At 72.4% G+C, this 21,953-nt stretch carries 26 protein-coding genes; 9 read left to right on the top strand and 17 right to left on the bottom strand.

All coding sequences use genetic code 11. The annotated features are described in order from the left end of the window. Positions 1-59: 59 nt before the first annotated feature. From ACY0MJ_RS18175 to ACY0MJ_RS18160, 4 genes are read right to left on the bottom strand one after another with little or no spacing between them, the layout of a single operon-like run. Positions 60-1,037, bottom strand: coding sequence for a tripartite tricarboxylate transporter substrate binding protein (locus tag ACY0MJ_RS18175; protein ID WP_462639945.1), 978 nt, complete (start codon positions 1,035-1,037; stop codon positions 60-62). Then, positions 1,034-2,107, bottom strand: coding sequence for an aromatic ring-hydroxylating dioxygenase subunit alpha (locus tag ACY0MJ_RS18170; protein WP_462639944.1), 1,074 nt, complete (start codon positions 2,105-2,107; stop codon positions 1,034-1,036). Before ACY0MJ_RS18170 ends, ACY0MJ_RS18175 begins: the two co-directional genes overlap by 4 nt. A gap of 37 nt (positions 2,108-2,144) precedes the next feature. Continuing rightward, positions 2,145-2,987 carry a class III extradiol dioxygenase family protein gene (locus tag ACY0MJ_RS18165; protein WP_462639943.1) on the bottom strand — a complete coding sequence of 281 codons (843 nt, stop codon included), beginning with the start codon at positions 2,985-2,987 and terminating at the stop codon, positions 2,145-2,147. Next, positions 2,987-3,349 (bottom strand): protocatechuate 3,4-dioxygenase, encoded by a 363-nt coding sequence (locus ACY0MJ_RS18160; RefSeq protein WP_462639942.1) that lies wholly within the window; start codon positions 3,347-3,349, stop codon positions 2,987-2,989. The genes ACY0MJ_RS18165 and ACY0MJ_RS18160 overlap by 1 nt, the downstream gene beginning before the upstream one ends. Before the next feature lie 97 nt (positions 3,350-3,446). Between ACY0MJ_RS18160 and ACY0MJ_RS18155 the strand changes: the two genes are divergently transcribed. Then, on the top strand, positions 3,447-3,959 hold the full coding sequence (locus ACY0MJ_RS18155; RefSeq protein ID WP_462639941.1) for a MarR family winged helix-turn-helix transcriptional regulator: 513 nt from the start codon (positions 3,447-3,449) through the stop codon (positions 3,957-3,959). 27 nt (positions 3,960-3,986) lie between these two features. Here ACY0MJ_RS18155 and ACY0MJ_RS18150 read toward each other — a convergent pair whose 3' ends face one another. The 5 genes from ACY0MJ_RS18150 to ACY0MJ_RS18130 form a co-directional block, all read right to left on the bottom strand. Beyond that, positions 3,987-5,399, bottom strand: a complete 1,413-nt coding sequence (locus tag ACY0MJ_RS18150; protein ID WP_462639940.1) for an FAD-dependent oxidoreductase — start codon at positions 5,397-5,399, stop codon at positions 3,987-3,989. After that, complete coding sequence (locus tag ACY0MJ_RS18145) at positions 5,396-6,157, bottom strand: PIG-L deacetylase family protein (protein WP_462639939.1); 762 nt, start codon at positions 6,155-6,157, stop codon at positions 5,396-5,398. Before ACY0MJ_RS18145 ends, ACY0MJ_RS18150 begins: the two co-directional genes overlap by 4 nt. Position 6,158: 1 nt before the next feature. Then, complete coding sequence (locus ACY0MJ_RS18140) at positions 6,159-6,875, bottom strand: enoyl-CoA hydratase/isomerase family protein (protein ID WP_462639938.1); 717 nt, start codon at positions 6,873-6,875, stop codon at positions 6,159-6,161. A 66-nt stretch (positions 6,876-6,941) separates the two neighbouring features. Then, positions 6,942-7,469: a GNAT family N-acetyltransferase gene (locus tag ACY0MJ_RS18135; protein WP_462639937.1), complete on the bottom strand. Its 528-nt coding sequence runs from the start codon at positions 7,467-7,469 to the stop codon at positions 6,942-6,944. Further along, positions 7,466-8,122 carry a TetR/AcrR family transcriptional regulator gene (locus ACY0MJ_RS18130; RefSeq protein ID WP_462639936.1) on the bottom strand — a complete coding sequence of 219 codons (657 nt, stop codon included), beginning with the start codon at positions 8,120-8,122 and terminating at the stop codon, positions 7,466-7,468. The genes ACY0MJ_RS18135 and ACY0MJ_RS18130 overlap by 4 nt, the downstream gene beginning before the upstream one ends. An 86-nt stretch (positions 8,123-8,208) precedes the next feature. On the opposite strand from ACY0MJ_RS18130, the gene ACY0MJ_RS18125 reads away from it, so the two are divergent. The 4 genes from ACY0MJ_RS18125 (at position 8,209) to ACY0MJ_RS18110 (ending at position 11,378) form a co-directional block, all read left to right on the top strand. Further along, positions 8,209-9,153: a VOC family protein gene (locus tag ACY0MJ_RS18125; protein ID WP_462639935.1), complete on the top strand. Its 945-nt coding sequence runs from the start codon at positions 8,209-8,211 to the stop codon at positions 9,151-9,153. Between the two features lie 18 nt (positions 9,154-9,171). Then, entirely contained in the window at positions 9,172-10,326 is a 1,155-nt protein-coding gene (locus ACY0MJ_RS18120; RefSeq protein ID WP_462639934.1) for a putative sulfate/molybdate transporter, read from the top strand. 184 nt (positions 10,327-10,510) lie between these two features. Continuing rightward, positions 10,511-10,681 (top strand): hypothetical protein, encoded by a 171-nt coding sequence (locus ACY0MJ_RS18115; protein WP_462639933.1) that lies wholly within the window; start codon positions 10,511-10,513, stop codon positions 10,679-10,681. A gap of 25 nt (positions 10,682-10,706) precedes the next feature. Then, a complete protein-coding gene (locus tag ACY0MJ_RS18110; protein ID WP_462639932.1) occupies positions 10,707-11,378 on the top strand; it encodes a hypothetical protein in 672 nt (223 codons plus the stop codon). Here the strand turns inward: ACY0MJ_RS18110 and ACY0MJ_RS18105 are convergent. From ACY0MJ_RS18105 to ACY0MJ_RS18095, 3 genes are all read right to left on the bottom strand, one after another. Then, positions 11,375-12,358 (bottom strand): NADPH:quinone reductase, encoded by a 984-nt coding sequence (locus ACY0MJ_RS18105; protein WP_462639931.1) that lies wholly within the window; start codon positions 12,356-12,358, stop codon positions 11,375-11,377. The genes ACY0MJ_RS18110 and ACY0MJ_RS18105 overlap by 4 nt on opposite strands. A gap of 19 nt (positions 12,359-12,377) precedes the next feature. Then, entirely contained in the window at positions 12,378-12,956 is a 579-nt protein-coding gene (locus tag ACY0MJ_RS18100; RefSeq protein WP_462639930.1) for a hypothetical protein, read from the bottom strand. Between the two features lie 62 nt (positions 12,957-13,018). After that, the gene (locus ACY0MJ_RS18095; protein WP_462639929.1) at positions 13,019-13,603 is read right to left on the bottom strand and encodes a DUF4142 domain-containing protein; all 585 of its coding nucleotides are present in this window, start codon (positions 13,601-13,603) and stop codon (positions 13,019-13,021) included. A gap of 120 nt (positions 13,604-13,723) precedes the next feature. On the opposite strand from ACY0MJ_RS18095, the gene nthA reads away from it, so the two are divergent. Genes nthA through ACY0MJ_RS18080 form a run of 3 tightly spaced genes read left to right on the top strand, consistent with a single transcriptional unit; the run spans position 13,724 to position 15,350 of the window. After that, a complete protein-coding gene (gene nthA, locus ACY0MJ_RS18090; RefSeq protein WP_462639928.1) occupies positions 13,724-14,335 on the top strand; it encodes a nitrile hydratase subunit alpha in 612 nt (203 codons plus the stop codon). After that, on the top strand, positions 14,332-14,991 hold the full coding sequence (nthB, locus tag ACY0MJ_RS18085) for a nitrile hydratase subunit beta (protein WP_462639927.1): 660 nt from the start codon (positions 14,332-14,334) through the stop codon (positions 14,989-14,991). The genes nthA and nthB overlap by 4 nt, the downstream gene beginning before the upstream one ends. Further along, positions 14,988-15,350, top strand: coding sequence for a nitrile hydratase accessory protein (locus ACY0MJ_RS18080; protein ID WP_462639926.1), 363 nt, complete (start codon positions 14,988-14,990; stop codon positions 15,348-15,350). The genes nthB and ACY0MJ_RS18080 overlap by 4 nt, the downstream gene beginning before the upstream one ends. On the opposite strand, the gene ACY0MJ_RS18075 is transcribed toward ACY0MJ_RS18080, so the two are convergent. From ACY0MJ_RS18075 to ACY0MJ_RS18060, 4 genes are all read right to left on the bottom strand, one after another. Beyond that, positions 15,340-15,831 carry a 5' nucleotidase, NT5C type gene (locus ACY0MJ_RS18075; protein WP_462639925.1) on the bottom strand — a complete coding sequence of 164 codons (492 nt, stop codon included), beginning with the start codon at positions 15,829-15,831 and terminating at the stop codon, positions 15,340-15,342. The two genes, ACY0MJ_RS18080 and ACY0MJ_RS18075, sit on opposite strands and share 11 nt — an antisense overlap. Before the next feature lie 85 nt (positions 15,832-15,916). Further along, positions 15,917-17,047 carry a tellurite resistance/C4-dicarboxylate transporter family protein gene (locus tag ACY0MJ_RS18070; protein ID WP_462639924.1) on the bottom strand — a complete coding sequence of 377 codons (1,131 nt, stop codon included), beginning with the start codon at positions 17,045-17,047 and terminating at the stop codon, positions 15,917-15,919. Further along, positions 17,034-17,819: a trehalose-phosphatase gene (otsB, locus tag ACY0MJ_RS18065; protein ID WP_462639923.1), complete on the bottom strand. Its 786-nt coding sequence runs from the start codon at positions 17,817-17,819 to the stop codon at positions 17,034-17,036. Before otsB ends, ACY0MJ_RS18070 begins: the two co-directional genes overlap by 14 nt. A 50-nt stretch (positions 17,820-17,869) precedes the next feature. Then, the gene (locus tag ACY0MJ_RS18060; RefSeq protein WP_462639922.1) at positions 17,870-18,412 is read right to left on the bottom strand and encodes an SRPBCC family protein; all 543 of its coding nucleotides are present in this window, start codon (positions 18,410-18,412) and stop codon (positions 17,870-17,872) included. Between the two features lie 218 nt (positions 18,413-18,630). Here ACY0MJ_RS18060 and ACY0MJ_RS18055 point away from each other — a divergent pair, with 218 nt between their 5' ends. Continuing rightward, positions 18,631-21,381: a response regulator gene (locus ACY0MJ_RS18055; protein WP_462639921.1), complete on the top strand. Its 2,751-nt coding sequence runs from the start codon at positions 18,631-18,633 to the stop codon at positions 21,379-21,381. Positions 21,382-21,388: 7 nt separating this feature from the next. Here the strand turns inward: ACY0MJ_RS18055 and ACY0MJ_RS18050 are convergent, their stop codons facing one another. After that, positions 21,389-21,937, bottom strand: a complete 549-nt coding sequence (locus tag ACY0MJ_RS18050; RefSeq protein ID WP_462639920.1) for a hypothetical protein — start codon at positions 21,935-21,937, stop codon at positions 21,389-21,391. Positions 21,938-21,953: the final 16 nt, after the last annotated feature.

Raw genomic sequence — 21,953 nt, 5'->3', positions numbered from 1 at the left:
GTCTCCGTTTCGTTTTCATGTCATGGGGCGGCCGGGCGGCCGCCCCGCTCGGCGCGCGCTCAACGCGGCTCGAGTCCGAGGGCCTTGACCAGCTTCGCGTACTTGGTGATCTCGGAACCCTGGAACCGCGCCAGGTGCTGCGGCGTGCTCGCCACCACGTCCACGCCATCGCGGACCAGCGGATCGCGAACCTTGGGATCGGCGAAGGCCTTGACGGTCTCCGCGTGCAGGCGCTGCACGATGGCCTTCGGCGTGCCGGCCGGCGCGTACAGCGCGAACCACAGCAGCACCTCGTAGCCGGGCAGGCCGGCTTCGGCCATGGTGGGCAGGTCGGGCAGCGCCGGCGACCGCTCGGTGCTGGTGACCGCGAGCGCCTTGAGCTTGCCGGTCTTCACCAGCGGCATCGACAGCGCGGTGCTGTCGAAGAGGATGTCCACGTGGCCGCCCAGCGCGTCCTGCACCGCCTGCGCCGGGCCGCGCGCCGGCACGTGCAGCAGGTCGATGCCGGCCATGGAGGCGAGCATCGAGCCCGCGATGTGGCCCGAGGTGCCGACGCCGGCCGACGTGTAGGTCAGCTTGCCCGGATGCTTCTTCGCCTCGGCGATCAGCTCGCGCAGCGAGGAGCCCGGGAACGTGGGCCGCACCAGCAGCATGTTGGGCACCGTGGCCAGCAGGCTCACGGGCTCGAAGCTGCGCACCGGGTCGTACGGCAGCTTCATCAGGCTCAGGTTGATGGCGTGCGAGGCGTGCGCGCCCAGCAGGATCGTGTAGCCGTCCGGCTTGGCGCGCGCCACGAAGTCGCTGCCGATGGTCGCGCCGGCGCCCGGGCGATTGTCCACCACCACCGGCTGGCCCATGGAATCGCCCATGTCCTGCGCCAGCGAGCGCGCGATGCGGTCGGTGAGGCCGCCCGGCGGGAAGGGCACGACGAACTTGATCGGCCGGTCTGGATACGGCGCGTCCGAGGCGTGCGCCTGCAGGGCGGCGCCGGGCAGCAGCGCGGCGGCCGCGGCCAGGTTGAAATCACGACGCTTCATGCGGTTTCCTTCGCGCGCGGGGCGCTGTTGCTGGAGGGACCCTGGCCCGCGGCTTCGGCCGCGGCCATCTGTTCGAGCATGCGGCGGACGCGCCCCGGCCCGGCATCGATCGCGAGGAAGGTGAGCTGGCGCACGCCGGTCGCTTCCTGCTCGCGCTGGATGGCCCCGCAGATCACGTTGTCTTCCTCGAAGGTGCGGTTCATGCCCTCGATCAGCGAAGGCTCCAGCTGCTCGTCGCCCACGCCGAAGTTGCGCACGTGCATCCAGAAGAAGTGCGTGGTGCTCTCGGTCTCCGGCGTGAGGAACTTGTAGCTGAACGCGCGGTGGCCGCGGTCCATGTTCTCCTCGGTGTGCTCCTGGCCCGCCTCCAGCGTGCACACGTCGACCCGCGACACGCAGGGCGCGAAGAAGTTGTAGTACTGGCAGCGGTCGGTGAGGCCCGTGAAGCCGCCGGTCTGGCGGTCGATCGGCGGGGGCGGCGCGTTGTTGGTCCAGCGCCAGCTCACCACGTGGTCCCCGTTCTGCTCCACCTTCACCGGCACCTCGCTGGCGGCGGGATTGCCGATCGTGGAGCGGTGCGTATAGGTGGTGTGCGCCGGGTCCTGCAGGTTCTCGGCGATGTTGAGGTAGTTGGTGCGGTGGTACTGGTACTGCCCGTCGATCACGGCCCAGCCCGGCTCGCCGTAGCGCAGCACCTGGTGGATCTTCGCGGGATCGGCCAGCTCCGGGTCGCCCATCCAGATCCAGATGGCGTTGTAGCGCTCGGCCACCGGGAAGCTGCGGACCAGCGCCGTGGGCGGGATGCGGTCCTGGCCCGGCACCTTCACGCACTTGCCGGAGCAGTCGTACTCCATGCCGTGGTAGCCGCACTGCACGAAGTCGCCCACCAGCTGTCCCATGGACAGCGGCACCAGCTTGTGCGCGCAGCGGTCGATCAGGGCCGCGGGCGTGCCGTCCTGCTTGCGGTACAGCACCACCGGTTCGCCGAGGATGCGGCGCTTGAACAGCGAGCGGCCGACTTCCTTCGACCACGCCGCTACGTACCACGCGTTCCGGATGAACGTCGTCATGTCTACTCCTGTGGGGCCCGCGCGGGGCCCGGTTCTGTCAGTTGCCGTCGGTCAGCGTGATGAGTCCCATGCCGGTCGTCATCGGCGCGTAGTAGTTGCGGTGGATGCGCTTCACGTCGGGCGCCAGCGCTCCGCGCATCACCAGCCACATGATCAGCTCGATGCCCTCGACGCCGTACTTCTGCATCATCTGCTCGTGCGTCAGGCCGGCCAGGCTTTCCGGGTCGCGTTCGATGCGGTCCAGGAACTCCTGGTCTTCCTTCTCGTTCATCGCCCCGAAGTTCGGGCCGGTGAGCTGGTGCGACATCCCGCCGGTGCCGATGATCGCCACCTTGATGTCCTTGTCGTAGCTGTCCACCGCGCGGCGGATCGCCTGGCCCAGGCGCAGGCAGCGCCGCGCCGTCGGCAGCGGGTGCTGCAGCACGTTCACCTCCACCGGCACGCAGGCCACCGGCCAGCCGTCGGCCTGCGGGTCGAAGCACAGGTGCATGGGTACCAGGAAGCCGTGCTCCACCGCCATCTCCTGGCACAACGTGATGTCGAACTCGTCGTACACCAGCGAGGTGCACAGGTGCTGCGAGAAGGCCAGGTCGCCGCGGATCGCCGGCAGCGGCCGCACGCCGAAGCCCTCGTCGGCGATCGGGTAGCTGTCGGCGCAGCCGATCGCGAAGGTCGGGTACTTGTCGAAGAAGAAGTCGGCGCCGTGGTCGTTGTAGACCATGATGCAGACGTCGACCTGCTGCTCCTTGAGCCACTCGCGCACGGGCACGTAGGCGTCGAACAGGGGCTTCCAGGCGGGCGTGGCGGTCTTCCCGCGGTCGTAGGCGCCGCCGATGGAGGGAACGTGGGAGGTGCCGATGCCGGCGACGATGCGTCCCATCACGTGGCTCCCGCGTCGTTGCGGGTGGCGAGGAACTGCTCGTAGCTCTCGCCACGCATCTTCGCGCCCATCTTGTACAGGCCGTTGCCGGTGACCACGCCCAGCTTCAGCAGGAAGTAGATGTTGCCGCCGGCGGCCAGCAGGCCGGAGAAATCGCGATCGCGCACGAGCTGCTTCTCTTCCTCGGTGAGGTGGTGCGCCGCCATGAAGGCTTCCTCGTCGCGCTTGAACGCGTCGCGGTTGGCCGCCTGGGACAGCGCGTTGCACATCTTGTTGATGCGATAGCCCCGCCAGGAGTTGGCGAGATCGAACACTTCGGAACCGTAGATGCGGATTCCTGGAGTGAGTTGTGGGGACTTCATTCGGTCGGGAGGCTGCAAGGGACGCTGTCCAGTCTAGGAGCTGGGGCAATAATTCAACTATTGAACTATCTGCGCGCGGGTCTCCGCATTAACCCTCATGTCCCTGGCTGAACCGCGCAGGTCCGAGGACCTGCTCAATTACCGTCTGAGCCGCCTGCTGGCGGCGAGCGGAGCGATGATCGTGCGGCTCTGCGAGGGCCGCTACGGCATCACGCGGCGCGAATGGCGCGTGATCGCGCTGCTCGCGGAGCACGGCGCGATGTCGCCGACCGACCTGGCGCAGCGCACGCACCTGGAACGGGGACGCGTGTCGGCGCTGATCACGCAGCTCGTGTCCAAGCAACTGCTGCGGCGCGTCGCCGTCCCGGGCGACGCGCGCCGCGCCGAGGTGCACCTCACCGAAGCCGGGCGCGCCGTCTACGACGACCTGCAGCCGCTGTCCGCCGCGTTCAACGACGAAGTGCTGTCCGTGCTGACACCGCAGGAGCGCGAGGCCTTCGGTGTGATGCTGCGGAAGCTCACCGAGGGCGCCGAGCGCATCGCGGCGACGCGCCCGGTGCCGGAGAAGGCGGACCGGCGGCACGGCGGCGGGCGCCGCTTGCGCGGCTGAAGCGCGGGGCGCGCCGCCGGGACGCGCTCAGTTCTGCGCTTCCGCGCGCCCTCGCTCCGCGGCCTGCGCGCCCGCCAGCCGCCCCGTGACGAGCGCCTGCGCCAGCCCGCCCATGTACGACGCGCCGGAGATGCCTCCCACGTCGCAGCCGGCCGCGAACAGGCCCGGCACCGCGGCGACCTGCAGCTCGCCAGCCGGTGCCCGCACCAGCGGCAGCATAGCCACCGAGGCTGCGCGGCGCAGCACGCGCATGTCCAGGTCCACCGCGAGGCCGCCGCAGGTGAAGGTGATCGCGGCGCGCACGAGCGCGGCGGTGAACGGCGGCTGCACGACGCCGTAGGGCTCGCCGCGCCTCGGCGGCTGCAGGAAGGCGCCCTCGCCCGCGGCGATGGCGGCGTTGAATTCGCGCAGCGTGCGCAGCACTTCGCGCGCGGGGAAGCCCCAGTCCTGCATCCGCGCGGCGAGGCCGTCGAGCGTATCGGCCTGCAGCACCGGGCCTCCCGCCTGCTTCGCGCGCTCCACGATCACGCGGGCCAGCGGGCCGGCTTCGTAGGGCCGGTCCGCGGTGGTCGCGTCGAACACGTAGGCGGCGGTGGCCTCGCGCTGGCGGGCGATCGCGATGTTCAGCGTTTCCTCGCCGGTGCCGGCGGATTCGTCGAAGAAGCGGCGGCCGTCCAGGTTGAGGGCGACGGCCATGGGGCCGTACTTGTGGCTCATCTCCTGGAAGCGGTCGGCGCCGAAGCGCGCGGGCGGCGCCGTCATCGCGTGGCCGTAGAACTCGCCGAGCGACGCGGTGGTGGCCGCGCCCGCGGCCGTCGCGGCGAGCAGGCCGTCGCCGGTGCTCCAGGGGTTCGCGCGCAGGTACAGGTGCTGCGCCTGCGGCGTGACGTAGCGCGCCAGCAGTTCGGCATTGCCCTGGAAGCCGCCGGTGGCGAGGACGACGGCGGGCGCGCTCGCCTCGATGCAGCCTTCCGCGTCCACGGCGAGCGCGCCCGTGACGGCGCCGTCTTCGACGCGCAGCTCCTGCAGCGCGGTGGCCGGCAGCAGCGTGCCGCCACGGGCCGTGATCGCGTCGCACAGCGCGGCCGCCATCTGCGGCCCGCTCGCCGGCCGCCCGTGGCCGTAGCCGAAGTACTCCTGCCGCGGTTGCAGCTGCACGCCGTGCGCGGCCAGCCAGTCCATGCCGGCGGGCAGGTGCTCCACCACGAGGTCCTGCAGGGCCGTGTCGCCTTCCTGCAGCCGCTGGCGCACGTCCTCGCTGCGCATGAAGGACCAGACGATGCCGTTGGACAGCGCCATCGAGCCGCCGAAGCGCGTGCCCTTCTCCAGCACGAGCACGCGGGCGCCCTGCTCCGCCGCGGAAAGCGCGGCGCACAGGCCGGACATGCCGCCGCCGAGGACGAGCACGTCGGCGGCCTGTGATTTCTTCGATCGGGTCATGCGTCAGTCGTTTCCTTGTTTCCGAGGCGCTGCAGCTCGAAGACTTCGGCATACGGCAGCGCGATGTCGAGGCTCGCGGCGGCCTGCGCGTTCACCTGCAGCACGCGCGCGTCGAAGCCGCTGCCGCGCGTGCGCAGGTTGCGCTCCTGCTGCGAGCGGTGGCAGCGCAGGAGCCGCGCCTTCCACGCGGCCTCTTCCTCGCCGAAGGCGAAGAAGAGGTCGACGCGCATCTCCGCGGTCTTGGCGTCCTGGTTGAGGCAGGCCCAGGCCGCGAGCTGCAGCTCCCCGGCGATGGCGCGTACGCTTTCGTACGTACGCCGGTGCGTGCGGTTGCTGTCGTTGCCGTGCGGCAGGAAGAGGAGGTCGGCGGGGCGGGCGGCGACCCAGCTTCGCAGTTGCGCGAGATCCCCTTGCGCCTTCGCGTCGTCGGACCACAGGCGCAGGAAGTGCAGGCGTTCCGGGGGCAGGCCGAAGAAGGCGCAGCTCTCGCGCTGCTCCGTCTCGCGCAGCGCCGCCTTGGCGGCCGCATCCGTCGCGCCGGCGAAGCCGTCCTCGACGCCGCTCGCCCCGCTGGTGAGCACGGCCACGTGCACGTCGTGCCCTTGCGAAGCCAGGTGCCGCAGCGACAGGCCGATCGCGTCGAAGTCGTCCGGGTGCGGCGCGAGCACGAGCGCCTGCAGCGGCCGCGGGAAGGCCAGCTCGCGCAGCGAACGCGGGCGCGGGCCGGACTGCAGCAGGGCGTCGAGGTCGCTCGCCATGTCAGCTCCTCGCCTGCAGCTTGCGCTGGGCGCGGCTTTCCTCGGCGACGGCCCGCTCGAAGGCCGCCAGCCCCACCGAGTTCAGCACCTTCTTGAATTCGGCCGCGACGGCGGGATCGAGCCGGGCGAGCGCGGCTGCGGTGTTCCAGGCGGCGGACTCGAGTTCCGCATCGTCGACGAGCTTCCACGCGAGGCCCCAGGCGGTGGCCTGCCCCGCGTCGAAGGGCTCGCCGAGCAGCATGAGCGCCTTGGCGCGCGACAGGCCCACGGCGGCCGGCAAGGTGGCCATCAAGCCACCCGTGACGAACACGCCGAGCGAGGCTTCGGGCAGCTTGAAGCGCGCGCTGCGCGCGGCGATCACGATGTCCGCATCCAGCATCCACTCGAGGCCCGCGCCCACGACCCAGCCGTGCACGGCCGCCACCACGGGCTGCGGCGCGGCGACGAGGGCGGCGGCGACCTGCTGCACCAGCACGAGGTCTTCGTCGGTGGGCGGCTGGCGCACGTCGCGCCCGGCGCAGAAGGCGCGGCCGTTGCCGCGCAGGAGGATGGCGCGGACGGCGACATCGCGCGCAGCGTCCTGGAGTGCGTGCAGCAGGGCGCGCGCGAGCGCGGCGTCGATCGCGTTCAGGCACTCGGGGCGGTCGAGCGTGAGTGCCAGCACGCCGTCGCGGAGCTCGCGGTGCAGGCTGGACGGGGCGGAGGGAGTGCGAGCCATGCGGTGGATGATGCCACCTCGGTCGCCCTCACCCCGGCCCTCTCCCGCGAGCGGGAGAGGGAGTCGTCAGGCTCTGCCGCGCAGAGGCTGGGCCAGCTCGCGCACCATGAAGGCGGCGTCGCCGTAGCCCTGGAGGGCTGCACCCGCCTCGGGCGACAGCGCGCGGAAGCCGTGCCGCGTCCAGAAGCCCGCCGAGCCGCTGACGGAGACCAGCGACACGGAAGGCAGGCCCTGCGCTTCAGCCAGCGCGACGAGTTCGCGCACGGCCGTCCCGGCGGCGCCCGAGCCGCGGGCCCGCGGCAGCAGGGAGATGTCGTGCAGGTACAGCGTCCGCGCAGGCGCGGGCAGCTCCGCCAGCACGAGGCCGAGCGGAACGGGCGAAGCTTCGTGCCAGGGGTGGCTCACGACATAGCCCTGCAGCTTGTCCTGCGCATCCACCAGAGCCCGGCAGCCTGCCGGGAACAGCCGCAGGCGGCTCGCGAATACCGCTTCGTCTTCCGGATACGCGGGATGCACCACGGCCGCGACCGCGAGCAGCGCGGGCAGGTCGGAGGACGCCAGGGGTCGCCACCGCAGGGACGCATGCGCAGTCATGCGGCGGCCAGTTCGGGCAGCGGCATCGTCGCCGCGGCCTTCGCGTCGTCCGCCGGCACGCCCAGCCCGCGCAGCACGGTCTCGGCGACAGCGGCTGCGTGGCCGGGCGGCGCCAGCCCCAGCGCGATGGACTGCATCGCGCTGGAGATGGTGCCGTTGATCAGGTTCATGGCCGCTGCCTCGGTGACGATGCGGAAGCCCTTCTGCCGCACGCCCAGGCGCAGGTCGGCCAGCGCGTACTCGTGCACGGTGCGCGCGAGCTCGGGGGCGGCGGCTCCCACCTCCAGCAGCATCAGCGCCCAGGCCGGGCTTTCCTGCGCCAGCCACAGGTAGCGGCGGTTGCCGATCGCCATGCGCTCGACCCCGCTTTTCACGCCCGCATAGCTGTCCGCGATGCACTGGCACAGCGTGTTGGCGAGCCACACCGCCACTTCGGACGCCAGCGCCTCGCGCGTGGCGAAGTAGTTGTAGATGGTCCCGCTCGCCACGCCGGCCGCCGCCGCGATCTCCTGCAGCGTGGCGGAGCGCACGCCGCGCTGGCCATAGACGTGCACGGCGGCCAGCAGCAGCTGGCGCCGGGTGCGCTCGCGCTTGGGGGCCGCTTCCGCGCCCGCGAACAGGGCCGCCTCGAGCGGCGGCGGAAGGGCGGCCATTGACGTCGCCCCCGAAATTGAGGCATCCTTCAAAATTGAATCTTATCTCAAATATGAGATTCACCCCAATTCTACCGGAGCACCTCATGGACCTTCAACTCGGCTATCTCGTCTTCGGCGTGCGCGACCTCCCCGCGTGGCGCGGCTTCTGCCGCGACATGCTCGGCCTGCCCGCGCCGCTCCCCAACCCCGACGGCAGCGCCGGCTGGACGATCGACGACGCGGCGCAGCGGCTCGTCGCCGTGCAGGACGGCCGCGACGACCTGCTGGCCCTGGGGCTGGACTGCGCCGACGCGGCCGGACTGGCCGCCGTGCTCGCGCGCCTGCGCGACGCCGGCATCGCCGTCGCCTGCGCGCCCGCGGACCTGCGCGCCGCGCGGCGCGTCGCCGCCCTCTGGCTCGCGCGCGACCCGGCGGGCAACGCCGTCGAGCTGTTCCACGGCATGGAGCGCGCCGCGGCGCCCTTCCGCTCCGACGCCTTCCCCTCGGGGTTCCGCACCGGCGACACCGGCCTGGGGCACGCCGTGCTGGTGCACCGCGAGCTGGCGGCGATGGAGGACTTCTACGTGCGCGTGCTGGGCTTCGGCGTCACCGAGCGGCTGGCCACGCGCGTCGGGCCCTTCGCGATCCGCGGGACCTTCCTGCACTGCAACCCCAGGCACCACAGCATCGCGCTGTTCGACCTGCCCGCCGGCAAGCGCCTGCACCACTTCATGCTGCAGGCCAACGCGCACATGGACGTGGGCCGCGCCTTCGAGCGGGCGCAGGCGCGCAAGGTGCCGCTGGCGCTGGACCTCGGCCAGCATCCGGCGCCCGACGGCACCTTCTCGTTCTACGGCATCACGCCCTCCGGCTTCGACTTCGAGATCGGCGCCGGCAGCGGCGAGATCGCGCCGCAGGCCTGGCAGCCCGTGCGCACGCAGCACACCAGCAGCTGGGGCCACCGGCCGCAGTGGCGCCTGAAGTGGCGCATGGTGGCGGCGATCGCGCGGCAGGGCTGGACCGCCCGGCGCCGCGTGCGGGGCGGATGACAGGCTAGCATCGCGCGCATGACAGCACCCCTGGCCTCGCAGGCGGGCCGCCCCTTCGCCCCGCGCAACCGCTACGGCGCGACGGAATGGGCCGGCGCCTTCGGCGACCTCGGCACGCTCATCCCCTTCGTCGCCGCCTACATCGGCGTCGTGGGGCTGGACCCGACGGGCGTGCTGTTCGCGTTCGGCGCGGCGATGGTCGCCTGCGGGCTGTGGTACCGCACGCCCGTTCCGGTGCAGCCGATGAAGGCCGCCGGCGCGATCGCCTCCGTGGAGGCGGCCAGCATCGGCGCCGGCGCCGTGCATGCGGCTGCGCTGGTGACGGGACTCTTCTGGCTCGTGCTGGGCAGGAGCGGCTGGATGGACCGCATCGCCCGCCGGGTGCCGCGCGCCGCCGTCGCGGGTCTCGTGCTCGGGCTCGGGCTGGCCTTCATGCTGCAGGGCCTGGGCCTGATGCGCAGCGGCTGGAAGGAGGCGGCGCTGGCGGGCGGCGTTGCGCTCGTGCTCCTCAACGTCCGCGTGTTCCCGGCGATGTTCGCCTTGCTGGCGCTCGGCGTGGGGCTGGGCGCATGGCGCCAGCCGGAACTGGTGCAGCAACTGCGTTCGGTTGCGATCGGCTGGCAGTGGCCGCCCTTCACGCTCGCCGGACTGCAGTGGCAGGACTGGCTGCTCGGCACGACGCTGCTGGCGCTGCCGCAGCTTCCGCTGACGCTGGGCAACGCGATCCTCGCGATCCGCGAGGAGAACGACCGCCGCTTTCCGCAGCGCCCCATGTCCGCGGCCGAGCCGGCGCTCACGACGGGCGCGATGAACGTCTTCGCGGGTTGCGTGGGCGGCGTGCCCATGTGCCACGGCGCCGGCGGCATGGCGGCGCACGTCGCGTTCGGCGCCCGCACCGGCGGCGCCGTGGTGATCATGGGCGCGCTGCTGCTGGTGCTGGGTCTCTTCTTCGGCAGCGCCGTGCAGCTGCTGTTCCAGCTCTTCGCGGCGCCGGTGCTCGGCGTGATGCTGTTCCTCGCGGGCGTGCAGCTCGCGCGCGGCGCGGCCTGGCCCGCGGAGCGCGATGCGCGCTGGGTGCTGCTCGCTGCGGCGGCCGTGTCGCTGTGGAACGTCGCCGCGGGACTGCTGGCCGGCATCGCGCTGCACTGGCTGCTGCAGCGGCGCGCCCGCTGAGCGTCCCGGAGGGCCGCGATGGCGGCCCGCACCCAGCTAGCGTCCGCCGCAAAGCAACAGCCGCCGCCGCGCGCAGGCCGCCTGGAGCCCCTGCGCGGCCGCCCGTCGCGTCGAGTCCCGCGCACCGCGGCTGGTCCGCGCGCGTCAACCGGACAATCCCCGTCATCGATACGGAGGAGTGAACATGAAGAAGATCCTGGCCCTCGCGAGCTGCATCGGCCTGCTCGCCGCGCTGGCGGGTTGCGCCGTCTACACGCCGTCGGGTTCGGTGGTCATCGACCCGGTGAGCGCGCCCGCGCCGTCCGGCCGCGGCAGCTTCTGCCCGCCCGGGCAGGCGAAGAAGGGCAACTGCTGACGCGGCGCGGCGACGCCGGCGAAGCATGCAGGTGAACATCCGCATCGGCGCCGGTGCGGTGCTCGCGGCCGCGGTGGTCGGCTGGTTCCTGCTCGGCCCGCGCTTGCAGCTGGTCACGGACTCTTCGGTCCGCAGCGTCTCCAGCGCTTCCGAGCGCCCGCCGGAGATCATTCCCACGGACGGCGGATTGCTCGTCATCGCCCGCATCAAGGGCTACGAGACCTTCACGCGCGCCGATGACCGCACGCTCTCGCTGTTCTTCGACCAGCTGCGGATTCCCATGGGCACGACGACCTCCGAGATCCGCACGGCGGCGCTGTACCAGTACCAGGTCCGGCTGGAGAAGAAGTGGCCGATCCGGTGCACGCCCACCCGCTGCGTCGTGCGCACCGGTCCCGTGGAGCTCGCGCGGCCGGTCGCGATCTACAGCGCCGAGACGACGCGCCGCACGGAGAACGGCTGGGCGCGCTTCGACAAGGCGGAGAACCTCGCCAGCCTCGAACGCGAGCTCGGCGCCCTGCTCGCGAAGCGTGGCATGGACGCCCGCAACCGCGACGTGGGGCTGCGTGACGGCCGCAAGACGGTGCGGCAGTTCGTGGCGACCTGGCTGCAGAAGGAGACCGGCCGCGCGCCGGAGATCGTGGTGCTGTTCCCGGGCGAAGCCGAAAGCCCCGCGGCCGCGGAAGCAGGCACCTAGCCGCGCAGCCGCAGCACGACGTTGCCCGGGACCGGGCTCGTCTCCACCATCTCGTGCGCGGCCGCGATTTCGGCGAGCGGGAAGCGCGCGGCGATCGCGTGCTGCAGGGCGTCGGCCTCCAGCAGCGCGGCCAGTTCGGCGAGCGCCGCTTCGCGTTCCGCCGGCCGCAGGTCGTAGACCAGGAAGAACAGGAATTCGAGGGAGCTTCGCAGCGCCGTGTCGAAGTCGACCGGCAAGCCGCCGCGCCGGTTGGAGCCATAACAGACGAACCGGCCGTGCGGCTTCAGCACGCCCTGGGGAACGAGCGCCGCGGTGGTGGAGAAGTCCATGTCGATGACGGCGTCCGCGCCGGCACCGCCCGTGATCTCCTTGACCCGGTCGGCCACCGGCTCGCGCTTGTAGTCGATCACGTGGGCCGCGCCGGCGGCCAGCGCGTGCTCGCGGCGCGCGGGCGAACCCGCCGTGCCCACGACCACGGCGCCCTTGCGCGCGGCGATCTGCGTGACGTAGTTTCCGACGGCGCTGCCCGCGCCCGTCACGACCACGGTGCGCCCGGCCAGTTCGCCGGCCCGGTGCACGGCGTGGATGGCCGTCAGCGCGGGGATGCCGAAGCAGGCGCCGGCATCGAAGCCGACGTGCGAAGGCAGCGGCACGGCCTGCTCCTGCGGCAGTACGATCGTCTCGGCCGCGGTCCCGAGCGGCCGCTGCCATTGGCCGTTCCAGATCCAGACGCGCTCGCCGATGCGCCCCCGGTCGACGCCGGCGCCCACCTCGACGATCACGCCGGCGCCATCGCTATGCGGGACGATGAACTCCCATGCCAGCGGCCGGCCGGCGCGCGACTTCACGTCGGAGGGGTTGACGCCCGAGGTGTGGATTTCCACCACGACTTCGCCCGCGGCGGGAGCGGGCACGGGAAGGTCGCCCACGACCAGCACCTCGCGGGCCGGGCCGTTGCGTGTGTACCAGGCGGCTTTCATGGAAGGATCCTTCGCGCGCTCAGCGCCTGCACCGCATCACCCCTTCGTCGCGCAGCGGCGCGAGCTGGCGCTCCACGCAGGCGAGCACCAGGGGCGAAGGCGTGACCTCGCCGCGGTCCGCGTCCACCACTGCCTGCACGCGGCGCAGGCCGCTTTCGGCGGTGACCCAGTAGCGCAGCGGCGCGCCCGTGAGGTCCGGGTTCGGCTGCGACAACGTGACCTGTGCCTGCGCGTTGGCGCCCAGCCAGGCGGCGACGCCCGGGTCGGCGAGCACGAAGCGCAGGATGCGCGCCTCTTCGGCATGGCGCTCGGTTTCCTGGCGCTCCCAGGTCAGGCCGCTCGCGACCAGCAGCACCGCCATGGGCAGGACGACCAGCACGATCCTGTGCTGCCGCCACGGGTCGGGCCGGCGTTCGCGCGTGACCATGATGGCCTCGGCGAACATCAGCGTCATGAAGCAGGCCGGGATCGCGCCGAGCGACCACCACAGCAGCGCGCCCGAGGACTGCGCCGCGGGCACGGGCTGCGCCAGCACGGCGTAGCCGATCAGCGCCCAGAGCGGCAGCAGCCCGAGGCCGCCGTAGAGGAGGAAGCCCATGGCGGCAGTTTAGCCATGGGCCGGGGCGGGTGCACGCGGCGTGCCCCCGCCCGGGAGGCAGCTCAACCAGCCATGCGGCCGGCGAGGTCTTGCGCCATCTGCAGGTGCGAGCGCAGGGCCGGCAGGGTCTTGTCGATGTAGGCCTGCAGGTCGCGGTCGGTCACCGAGCGGTCGCCCTGCTCGAAGGCGGCGATGGCGGCCTTGTGGTCGGCCACGCCCGTCATGCGGACGAACTCCTGGTCGAAGGCCGCGCCCGACAGGGTCGAGAGCTTCGACACCTTCTGCTGCAGTTCCGCCGGCAGTCCCGGGGCGATGCGATGGCCCTTGGACTGCATGATGGAAATGAGCTCGTTGTTGTTCGCCGTGTGCTGGTCCAGCAGCATCTGCGCGTAGGAGCGCACCTGCGGGTCGCTGGCGCGGCTGAGCGCGACGCGCGCGGCCTCGACCTCGTACATGCCCGCGCCGGCGGCGAGCGCGACGAAGTGCAGGTCGGCCGACGAGAGTTTCACCACCGGCGGCGTGACCACGACGGTGGCCGGATTCGTGACGACGGCCGCGGGCGCGCCCATTTCGACGCGATGCGCCGCGCATCCGGCCAGGGCGGCGGCGGCGAGGACGGACAGGCTCAGTGAAGCAGAGGTTCTCATGGCACTTTCTCCTTTGGATGCATCGATGTTGACAAGACGAAGCGCAGGCCTCGCGTAGTGCGGCATTGAAGCGGCATGTAGGACTTGTCCCGCCCGCCGGGGCACGGCACACTGGGGCGCATGAGCCACGGGCACGATCACGAACACGAGCACAGCCACCTCGACGAGACCGACCTGCGCGTTCGCGCGCTGCAGACGGTCCTGACGCAGAAGGGCTACATCGACCCCGCCGCGCTGGACGAGATCGTCGACACCTACCAGACGCGCATCGGCCCGCGCAACGGCGCCCGCGTCGTGGCCAGGGCGTGGAGCGATCCCGCCTTCCGCGACTGGCTGCGGCGCGACGCTTCCGCCGCCATCGCCTCGCTCGGCTACACCGGCCGGCAGGGCGAGCACATGGTGGCGGTGGAGAACACGCCGCAGGTGCACAACATGGTGGTCTGCACGCTGTGCAGCTGCTACCCGTGGCCGGTGCTGGGCCTGCCGCCGGTCTGGTACAAGAGCGCGCCCTACCGCTCGCGCGCCGTGCGCGACCCGCGCGGCGTGCTGGCCGACTTCGGCGTGACGCTGCCGCCCGGCAAGGAGATCCGCGTCTGGGACTCCACCGCCGAAGTGCGCTACCTCGTGATCCCCGAGCGACCCGCCGGCAGCGAAGGGCTGGACGAGGAACAACTCGCCGCGCTCGTCACGCGCGACTCCATGATCGGCACCGGCCTGGCGAAAGCACCATGAGCTACACGACACATGCCGACCTCGGCGGCCAGCTCGGGCACGGGCCCGTGATCCCGGAAGACGAGGACGTGCGCTTCCACGAAAGCTGGGAGCCCGCGGCGCTGGCCATCGTGCTGGCGATGGGCGCCACCGGCAGCTGGAACATCGACATGAGCCGCTCCGCGCGCGAGACCCTGCCGGACTATGCGCGCCTGAGCTACTACCGCATCTGGCTCGCGGCCATGGAAAAGCTGATGGCCGAGCGTGGCCAGGTGCTGCCCGACGAGATCGCCGCCGGCCGCATGCTGCATCCGCCCGTGCCGGTGCAGCGCGTGCTGCACGCGGGCGAAGTCGCCGCGGCGCTGGCGAAGGGCTCGCCCACCGTGCGCACCGAAGGCCCGGCCCCGCGCTTTGCCGTCGGCGATCGCGTGCGCACGCGCGCCCACGCGGTGCCGCATCACACGCGCCTGCCCGGCTACGCGCGCGGCAAGGTCGGCACCGTCGAACGGGTGCACGGCTGCCACGTGTTCGCCGACCCGCATGCGCAGGGCCTGGGCGAGCAGCCGCAGCCGCTGTACACGGTGGTGTTCGACGGCGCGGAGCTGTGGGGCGACGATGGCGCACCGGGCCTGCGCGTTTCCGTCGACGCTTGGCAACCCTACTTGGAAGCCGCATGACGCAGCTGCCCGAACTCCCCGGCCTGCCGCGCGAAGGCGACGAGCCCGTGTTCCGCGCGCCGTGGCAGGCGCAGGCGTTCGCGATGACGCTCGCGCTGCACCAGCAGGGCCTGTTCACCTGGCCCGAATGGGCGCAGGCGCTCGCGCGGACGATCCAGGCTTCCCCCGCGCAACCCGCGGAAGACGCGGGCGATGCGTATTACCGGCAGTGGCTGGAAACGCTGGAGCGCATCGTCGCGGCCAAGGGCGCCAGCTCGCCCGCGGAGCTGCAGCGCTACCAGCAGGCCTGGGACCACGCCGCCGACCGCACGCCGCACGGGCAGCCGATCGAGCTGCAGGCCGCGGACTTCAATCCCTGACGGCGCGGCGCAGCGGGAACAGGCCCGCAAGTTCCTTGAGCGCCTGCTCGACGCCGCGGTAGTGGATGAAGATGCCGCCCGCGCCTTCCCACAGGGCGCGGTACTTCAGCGTGTCGTCCACCAGCACGTCGCCGTGCTTGCAGTGGTCGCGCTTGTCGGCCGCCAGCGTGGTGATGATCTTCGTGCCCGGGAAGTGCTGCGCCGCCCAGCGCACCTTCTGCGCGGCGGCCCAGTCGCCGCGCGGCAGCCCGGTGAGGATGATCGGGTGCAGGTGGCGCACGGCGGCGAACAGCTCCGTCGCCCCGGGCATCAGCGGCAGCCGGCCGAAGAAATCCGGCGCCTGCGCCAGGCGGGCCCAGAACTTCCCCTTGCCGTGCCGCTCCTGGAACAGGTGCGGCGGCAGGCCCAGCACCTGCTCGGCGCCGCGGTCGAAGTCCGCGAGCACGCCATCGCAATCCAGGTAAAGCTGCCGCTCGAGCATGCGTGCATGGTGCCGTGCCGCCGGGCCGGGGCGCGTAGGACCCGGTTGCGCCTTGGCATCAGCGCCGCCGGCGTCCGCGCGCGGGTCAGGCGCGGCGTTCGCGGGGGCTCGCCGGGCCGCGCAGGGCGGCCCGCAGCACGCTCGCCTTGGCCACCAGCGTCACGCTCCACGCCAGCGCCGCGGCCCAGAAGAAGAGCGTCGCCACCGGCCGCAGGAAGGGCAGGTCCACCGTCAGCGCCATGTGCCAGGTGGCCGCCGAGTACATGCCCAGCGGAAAGACCGCGCTCCAGTCGATGTGCCCGGCGCGCAGGGGGTCGCGCCGCACGAAGTAGCGCCACAGCGTGAGGCCGATCACGAGCGGCACCCACCACGCGCCGGTGGCCCAGAACAGCACGGTGAATCCCTTCACGAAGGGCAGCAGCGCCTGCAGCAGCGGCATCTGCGGCGCATCCGCCACCAGCTGCGCGCCGGCCAGGGTCGAGATCGCCATGGCCCCCATGCTGATCCAGTACGAGGGCGCCAGGTCGGCCGGCGTGAAGCGGAAGAACAGCGCGCGGTAGAAGATCAGCCCGATCAGCCACGTGTACAGCACGCCGCCGAACAGCCAGGTGCACAGCGCCAGGAAGTTCAGCTGCAGCCGCCAGGGCTGCGCGACGTGGCCGGAGAGCAGGCCCGCCACCACCGACACCGACTGGCAGGCCACCACCATCAGCAGCCAGGCCCCGCCCATGCCCTGCTCCAGCGAGGGCTTGCGCTCCGCGGTGATCAGCAGCATGAGCATGCCGTAGGTGATCACGATCCACGCGAGCAGCGCCAGCAGGCCCAGCACGGCGGCGGCCGGCACGCCCAGCCCCAGCACGAGGAAGCCGCCGGCCAGCACGCCCGTGCCAGCCACGGCGGTGAAGAACACGGGCGCGCGCTCGTGGCTGCGCAGGTCCGCCAGCACCTCGCCCGGCCGGCGCACGAGGCGGCGCAGCGCCAGCAGCGTCAACACCACCCAGCCGAACAGGCCCGCGTCGAACCAGGCCAGCGCCGCGGGCTCCCAGCCCTGCTGGTGCGCGGCCACGGCGACGATGCCCGTGGCCATCACGAAGGCGAAGGAAGGCGGCGGCAGGCGGTCGAGCGCGGAAGACATGAGGTGCGGATGATAGAAGCTGCCCGGCAGCACGCCCGCGGGGCCGCTCGCGGCGGACGGCGGCGCCTCAGCGCCCGACATGCATCAGCATGCGATCGAGCAGGAGGGCGACCTCCGCCGTCCCGTCGAGGAAGAAGTCGGCCTTGGAGGCCGGGTCCTCGCGGCCCACGCGGATGGTGAGCCAGCCGTCGGGCGCCGCCTCGAACACCGGCTCGTCGTTCACGTCGTCGCCGACGAACAGGGCGCACGACGCGCCGGAATGGCGCACCAGCAGCTGCATCGCGTCGCTCTTGTCCGCGGCGTCGGCGGGCACGACGTTCTCCACCATCTTCCCGCCGAAGGTGCGGCAGTGCGCCCGCATGGGCTCCAGCACCTCCTGGATCAGGGAGCGCGCCATGTCCGGCTGGCGCGAGAGGCGGTAGTGCAGCGCGAGCGACAGGCCCTTGTCTTCCACGCGCACGCCGGCTTCGGCCAGCTTCTCGCCGTGGCAGGCGAGCAGCACGCGCGCGGGGTCGAGCTGGCCCGGCGACGCGGTCGGCGCCGCGTCGATCTCGGCGCCATGGTTGCCGACGATGTAGTGGGGCTCGAATCCCAGCCGCTCCGCGAGGTCGGCGCAGGTGCGGCCGCTCACGATCGCCACCGGCAGGAGCGCGGCCAGCCGGCGCAGCTTGTCGGAGACCGCGCGCGAGATGCGCGCCTGGTCGGGGACGGCCACGGTGGGCGCGAGCGTCCCGTCGAAATCGAAGGCGAGCAGGGGCGACCGGCGCAGGATGGCGGCGAGCGCCGCCTCGCCCCGCGGCTGGAACAGGTGCGGCATGCGGGCCGCCGGAAGGGTCGCTGTGCGGATGGTCACCCGGACCCAGTGTACAGGCGGCCGGGACCCCGGCCGCCGCGCGGAATCCCTCAGTGCTGCACGGTGCCGCGCCAGGCGCCGGTCTCGACGCCGCGGCCTTCGATCAGGTCCTTGAAGTTCGCCAGGTTGCGGCGCGCCTCCAGGCTGACGGCGCCGAGGGCGTCGCCGACCTTCTCGCCCAGGCCCTCGGCCTCGTAGACCATGCGCAGGGTGATGCGGGTGCGGTCCTCGGCCAGCTTCTCGAATTCGACGACGCCGGCGTTCATCGGCCCGCTGGTGCTGCGCCAGGCGATGCGCTGGTCCGGCAGCTGCTCGGTGATCTCGGACTCCCATTCCTTGGTGCGGCCGGCGACCTTGGCGCGCCAGTGCAGGTGTTCGTCATCGAGCTGGCGCACCTGCTCCACGCTGTGCATGAAGCGCGGGAACTCCTCGAACTGCGTCCACTGGTTGTAGGCCGTGCGCACGTCGACGTCGACCTCCGTGGACACCTCGACGGAGGAGGTTCCGCGCCCGCCGGACGCCCTCCTGCGGTTGCGGGACAAGAGCACGCCACCGGTGGCGAGTGCGGCGACGGTCACGATTCTGCCGAGCATGGGCTTCCTCCTTTGCGGGTTGACGGGATGCCCGCCAGTCTGAGGCCGGCGCGGCGCGCCCGCTGTAGGAGCAGGCAGACGCCGGGCACGCCGGCATATACGAAGGAAGCAGCACGCGATTTCCCTATGATGCGCGCGAAACACTCTTACTCATCCGCACGGCCCTTCCGCTACCGTCGGGCGCTCGCAGGTACGCGCCGGTCCCGAACCCCCCTTTCATGCGCTTGCTCCAGGCCTTCTCGGACGACTCCGACTTCGGCATCTTCCACACCGATACCCGCGGCTGGGCCACCTACGGCAACCCGGCCCTGGCCCAGATCGCGGGCACCCCGTGCGAGGACCTCCTGGAACATGGCTGGGTGGAGATGCTCCACCCCGGGGACCGTCAGCGGGTGCTCTCGGCCTGGCGCCAGGCCGCGGCCGGGCGCCGGCCCGTGGAACTGGCCTGCCGCATCGTGCGCCCGGACGGCTCGCGGCGGCACGTGCGCATCCGCGGCCGCGCCCTGCCCGAGGTCGACGCCGAGCCGCTCGGCTACGTGGGCGTGGTCCTGGACATCACCGACCAGGTGCTGGCCGAGCGCCGCCTGCGCAAGAACAACGTGCTGCTCAGCGCCATCCTGGCCAACATCCCCTGCGGCGTGACCGTGTTCGACGCCGACGGCACCCTGGTCCTGGACAACCAGCAGTTCCGCTCGCTGCTGTCCCTGCCCGAGCCGGAAGACGACGCCATCATCTCGGATTTCGGCGCCATCGCGCCGACGCCCGCGCCGACCACGAGCCCGGGCTACCCGGACAGCGGCAGCGGCTGGCCGCCGGCGCCCGGCTTCGACCCCGCGCCGCGCGTGCGCGAGGAGGTGCAGCCGGACGGCCGGGTCCTGGAGGTGCGCGAGGCGCCCATGCCCACCGGCGGGATGGTGACCACCTACACGGACATCACCCAGCACAAGCACGTGATCGAGACGCTGCGCCACGCCAAGGCGGAAGCGGAGCAGGCGGCCTCGGCCAAGGCGGCGTTCCTGGCCGCCATGAGCCACGAGATCCGCACGCCCATGAACGGCGTGATCGGCATGACGCACATGCTGCTGGACTCGCCGCTGTCGCGCGACCAGGAAGAGATCGTGCAGGTGATCCGCGAGAGCGGCGAATCGCTGCTGGTCGTGCTGAACGACATCCTGGACTACTCGAAGATCGAGTCCGGCCAGATGGCGCTGGAATGGAAGCCCTTCCGGCTGGCCGAGGTCGTCGACCGCAGCGTGCGTCTGCTGACGCCCAAGGCGCAGGACAAGCAGGTGCGCATCGGCGTGTCCCTGGACGAGGCCATCCCGCCGCTGCTGTTCGGCGACGCGAACCGGCTGCAGCAGGTGCTGACCAACCTGATGTCCAACGCCGTGAAGTTCACGGAGGCTGGCGAGATCCGGATCACCGTGGTCAACGAGTCCGCCGGCCAGCAGCGCCAGAGCGGCACGGCGACCGGCGACCTGTGCACGATCGCCGTCAGCGTGCAGGACACGGGCATCGGCATCGCCACCGAGAAGCTGGACACGATCTTCGATCCCTTCGTGCAGGCGGACTCGAGCACCGCGCGGCGCTTCGGCGGCACGGGCCTGGGCCTGTCGATCGCGCGCAGGCTGGTCAACGCGATGGGCGGCGACATCGCGATCGACAGCGCGCTGGGCTCCGGCACGACGGTGCGCTTCACCATCCTCGCCGAGGCGGCGGTCCCGCGCTCGCCCGTCGCGGGCCGGCCCGCGACGCTGTGGGGCAAGCGGGCGCTGGTGGTGGCCGGTCCGCGCTCCGATCCCGGCCTGCTGCTGCGGCAGCTCGAACGCTGGGGCGTGGAGCACGTGGACTGCGCGAGCCCGGCGGCCGCGATGGGCCTGCTGCGCCGCGAGCCGCGGCCCGACCTGCTCGTCTGCGCGATGCACTCGGCCGAGAAGCACGGCCTGGATCTCGTGCGCTCGCTGCGCGCCGAGGACATCGCCGTGCCGGCCGTCCTCCTCTCCCGCCTGCGGCTGGCACCGGCGCCGGACCCGCACCTGGGCGCGTGGGTCGTGCCCCGCTCCGCCTCGGAAGCGGCGCTCTACGAGGCGCTCTCCACGGCGCTGCAGTCCGGCGCCGGCGAGGAGCGGCCGGCGCCCGCGCCGCCGCCGCAGTTCGAGCGGGGCCTGGCCGAGCGCATGCCGCTGCGCATCCTGGTGGCCGAGGACAACGAGATCAACCGCAAGGTGGTGCTGCGCATGCTGCGCGCCTTCGGCTACGAGGCGGACGTCGTGCACAACGGCGCGCAGGCGGTCGACGCGGTGCGGCAGTGCCGCTACGACCTGGTGCTGATGGACCTGCAGATGCCCGAGATGGACGGGGCCGAGGCGACCCGGCGGATCGTGCGGGCCTTCCCGGGGCGGCGCCCGCGCATCGTCGCGATGAGCGCGAACGTCATGCGCGAGGACGTGCAGGCCGCCCTCGAGGCCGGGGCGGACGAATACATCGCCAAGCCCTTTCCGGTGGACGTGCTGCGCGCGGCGCTGGAGCGCTGCGGCCAGCGGAAGGCGGAAGCCGGCCGGCCCGGCGGCGACGCCCCCGCGGCCGGCGACCTGCTGGCGCTGGATCGGGTGCGCGCGCACGCCTCGGTCGACGCGAACGGCGAGTTCCTGCAGGACCTCGTCGCGACCTTCGTGAAGACCTCGCAGGCGTCGCTGGACGCGCTGGACGACGCCGTCGCCGGGCGCCGGCTGGCCCAGGTGCGCTCGCTGCTGCACGAATACTCCGGCATGTGCGCCGTGATCGGCGCGCAGCGGCTGCTCGCGCTGGCGCTGGAGCTGCAGCAGCGCGCCCGCGAGGACAGCCTGGAAGGCGCGCCGGCCCTGCTGCGCCGGTGCCGCGTGGCCCAGGACGAAACGGCCGCCGCCCTGCGCTGCGTGCTGGAGGAGACGCGCGGCAGCCCGCCGCCGCCGCGGGCCGGCTCGCGCTGAGGCGCGCTCAGCGCTGGCCCATGGGCTCGGTCGGCCGGAAGTCGGTGTGGTCGGCGAGGTGGGCCGGCGGGCCGCGGTCGGCCAGCGTCGGCGCCAGCACGGGAGCGGGGTCCGGCACCGGCGCGGGCAGCGGCTTCGCCTCCGGCGCGCGCGCGTGGTTCCAGTGCTGCGGCGGCGGCAGGGCCGGGCAGGTGCTGTCGTCGACCACGTCGTACTTCCACGAGACCCCGGCCATCCAGGAATGCGAAAGCGCGTCGAGGCGGATCAGCCGCGCCTGGATCGCGCGCTGCAGGGCGACCGTGTAGCCCAGGAGCTCCGGGTTCCACTCGCGCACCACGAGCCGCAGGTGCATGCCCGGCACGCGGCCGCTGGTGATCGCGGGCACCGGCTCGGCGCTGATCCAGTGCGAGGGGATGCCGTGCTTCAGGAGCGTGTCGCGCACGGCCATCGTGAGCAGCTGGCGCCGCGTGTCCTCCCGCGAGGGGTCGGCGCGCGAGACCGGCGCCGACGCGCGCGCCGGCGGCTTCTTGTTGAACCAGCGATCCATCAGCCGCATGCGGCGAGCTTACTGT

The sequence above is a fragment of the Ramlibacter sp. bp-362 genome, assembly GCF_054956735.1.
This window is presented reverse-complemented; position numbering and strand designations above follow the sequence as displayed.

Excerpts from the sequence above, each read along its gene's own strand:
- ACY0MJ_RS18135 (WP_462639937.1), bottom strand. The coding sequence starts at position 7,469 with ATGACTGCGCATGCGTCCCTGCGGTGGCGACCCCTGGCGTCCTCCGAC.
- ACY0MJ_RS18120 (WP_462639934.1), top strand. The coding sequence starts at position 9,172 with ATGACAGCACCCCTGGCCTCGCAGGCGGGCCGCCCCTTCGCCCCGCGC.
- ACY0MJ_RS18170 (WP_462639944.1), bottom strand. The coding sequence starts at position 2,107 with ATGACGACGTTCATCCGGAACGCGTGGTACGTAGCGGCGTGGTCGAAG.
- ACY0MJ_RS18130 (WP_462639936.1), bottom strand. The coding sequence starts at position 8,122 with ATGGCCGCCCTTCCGCCGCCGCTCGAGGCGGCCCTGTTCGCGGGCGCG.
- nthB (WP_462639927.1), top strand. The coding sequence starts at position 14,332 with ATGAGCTACACGACACATGCCGACCTCGGCGGCCAGCTCGGGCACGGG.
- ACY0MJ_RS18100 (WP_462639930.1), bottom strand. The coding sequence starts at position 12,956 with ATGGGCTTCCTCCTCTACGGCGGCCTCGGGCTGCTGCCGCTCTGGGCG.
- ACY0MJ_RS18160 (WP_462639942.1), bottom strand. The coding sequence starts at position 3,349 with ATGAAGTCCCCACAACTCACTCCAGGAATCCGCATCTACGGTTCCGAA.
- ACY0MJ_RS18155 (WP_462639941.1), top strand. The coding sequence starts at position 3,447 with ATGTCCCTGGCTGAACCGCGCAGGTCCGAGGACCTGCTCAATTACCGT.
- ACY0MJ_RS18105 (WP_462639931.1), bottom strand. The coding sequence starts at position 12,358 with ATGAAAGCCGCCTGGTACACACGCAACGGCCCGGCCCGCGAGGTGCTG.
- ACY0MJ_RS18055 (WP_462639921.1), top strand. The coding sequence starts at position 18,631 with ATGCGCTTGCTCCAGGCCTTCTCGGACGACTCCGACTTCGGCATCTTC.
- ACY0MJ_RS18145 (WP_462639939.1), bottom strand. The coding sequence starts at position 6,157 with ATGGCGAGCGACCTCGACGCCCTGCTGCAGTCCGGCCCGCGCCCGCGT.
- ACY0MJ_RS18050 (WP_462639920.1), bottom strand. The coding sequence starts at position 21,937 with ATGCGGCTGATGGATCGCTGGTTCAACAAGAAGCCGCCGGCGCGCGCG.
- ACY0MJ_RS18075 (WP_462639925.1), bottom strand. The coding sequence starts at position 15,831 with ATGCTCGAGCGGCAGCTTTACCTGGATTGCGATGGCGTGCTCGCGGAC.
- ACY0MJ_RS18150 (WP_462639940.1), bottom strand. The coding sequence starts at position 5,399 with ATGACCCGATCGAAGAAATCACAGGCCGCCGACGTGCTCGTCCTCGGC.
- nthA (WP_462639928.1), top strand. The coding sequence starts at position 13,724 with ATGAGCCACGGGCACGATCACGAACACGAGCACAGCCACCTCGACGAG.
- ACY0MJ_RS18165 (WP_462639943.1), bottom strand. The coding sequence starts at position 2,987 with ATGGGACGCATCGTCGCCGGCATCGGCACCTCCCACGTTCCCTCCATC.
- ACY0MJ_RS18080 (WP_462639926.1), top strand. The coding sequence starts at position 14,988 with ATGACGCAGCTGCCCGAACTCCCCGGCCTGCCGCGCGAAGGCGACGAG.
- ACY0MJ_RS18060 (WP_462639922.1), bottom strand. The coding sequence starts at position 18,412 with ATGCTCGGCAGAATCGTGACCGTCGCCGCACTCGCCACCGGTGGCGTG.
- ACY0MJ_RS18110 (WP_462639932.1), top strand. The coding sequence starts at position 10,707 with ATGCAGGTGAACATCCGCATCGGCGCCGGTGCGGTGCTCGCGGCCGCG.
- ACY0MJ_RS18140 (WP_462639938.1), bottom strand. The coding sequence starts at position 6,875 with ATGGCTCGCACTCCCTCCGCCCCGTCCAGCCTGCACCGCGAGCTCCGC.
- ACY0MJ_RS18095 (WP_462639929.1), bottom strand. The coding sequence starts at position 13,603 with ATGAGAACCTCTGCTTCACTGAGCCTGTCCGTCCTCGCCGCCGCCGCC.
- ACY0MJ_RS18115 (WP_462639933.1), top strand. The coding sequence starts at position 10,511 with ATGAAGAAGATCCTGGCCCTCGCGAGCTGCATCGGCCTGCTCGCCGCG.
- ACY0MJ_RS18175 (WP_462639945.1), bottom strand. The coding sequence starts at position 1,037 with ATGAAGCGTCGTGATTTCAACCTGGCCGCGGCCGCCGCGCTGCTGCCC.
- ACY0MJ_RS18070 (WP_462639924.1), bottom strand. The coding sequence starts at position 17,047 with ATGTCGGGCGCTGAGGCGCCGCCGTCCGCCGCGAGCGGCCCCGCGGGC.
- ACY0MJ_RS18125 (WP_462639935.1), top strand. The coding sequence starts at position 8,209 with ATGGACCTTCAACTCGGCTATCTCGTCTTCGGCGTGCGCGACCTCCCC.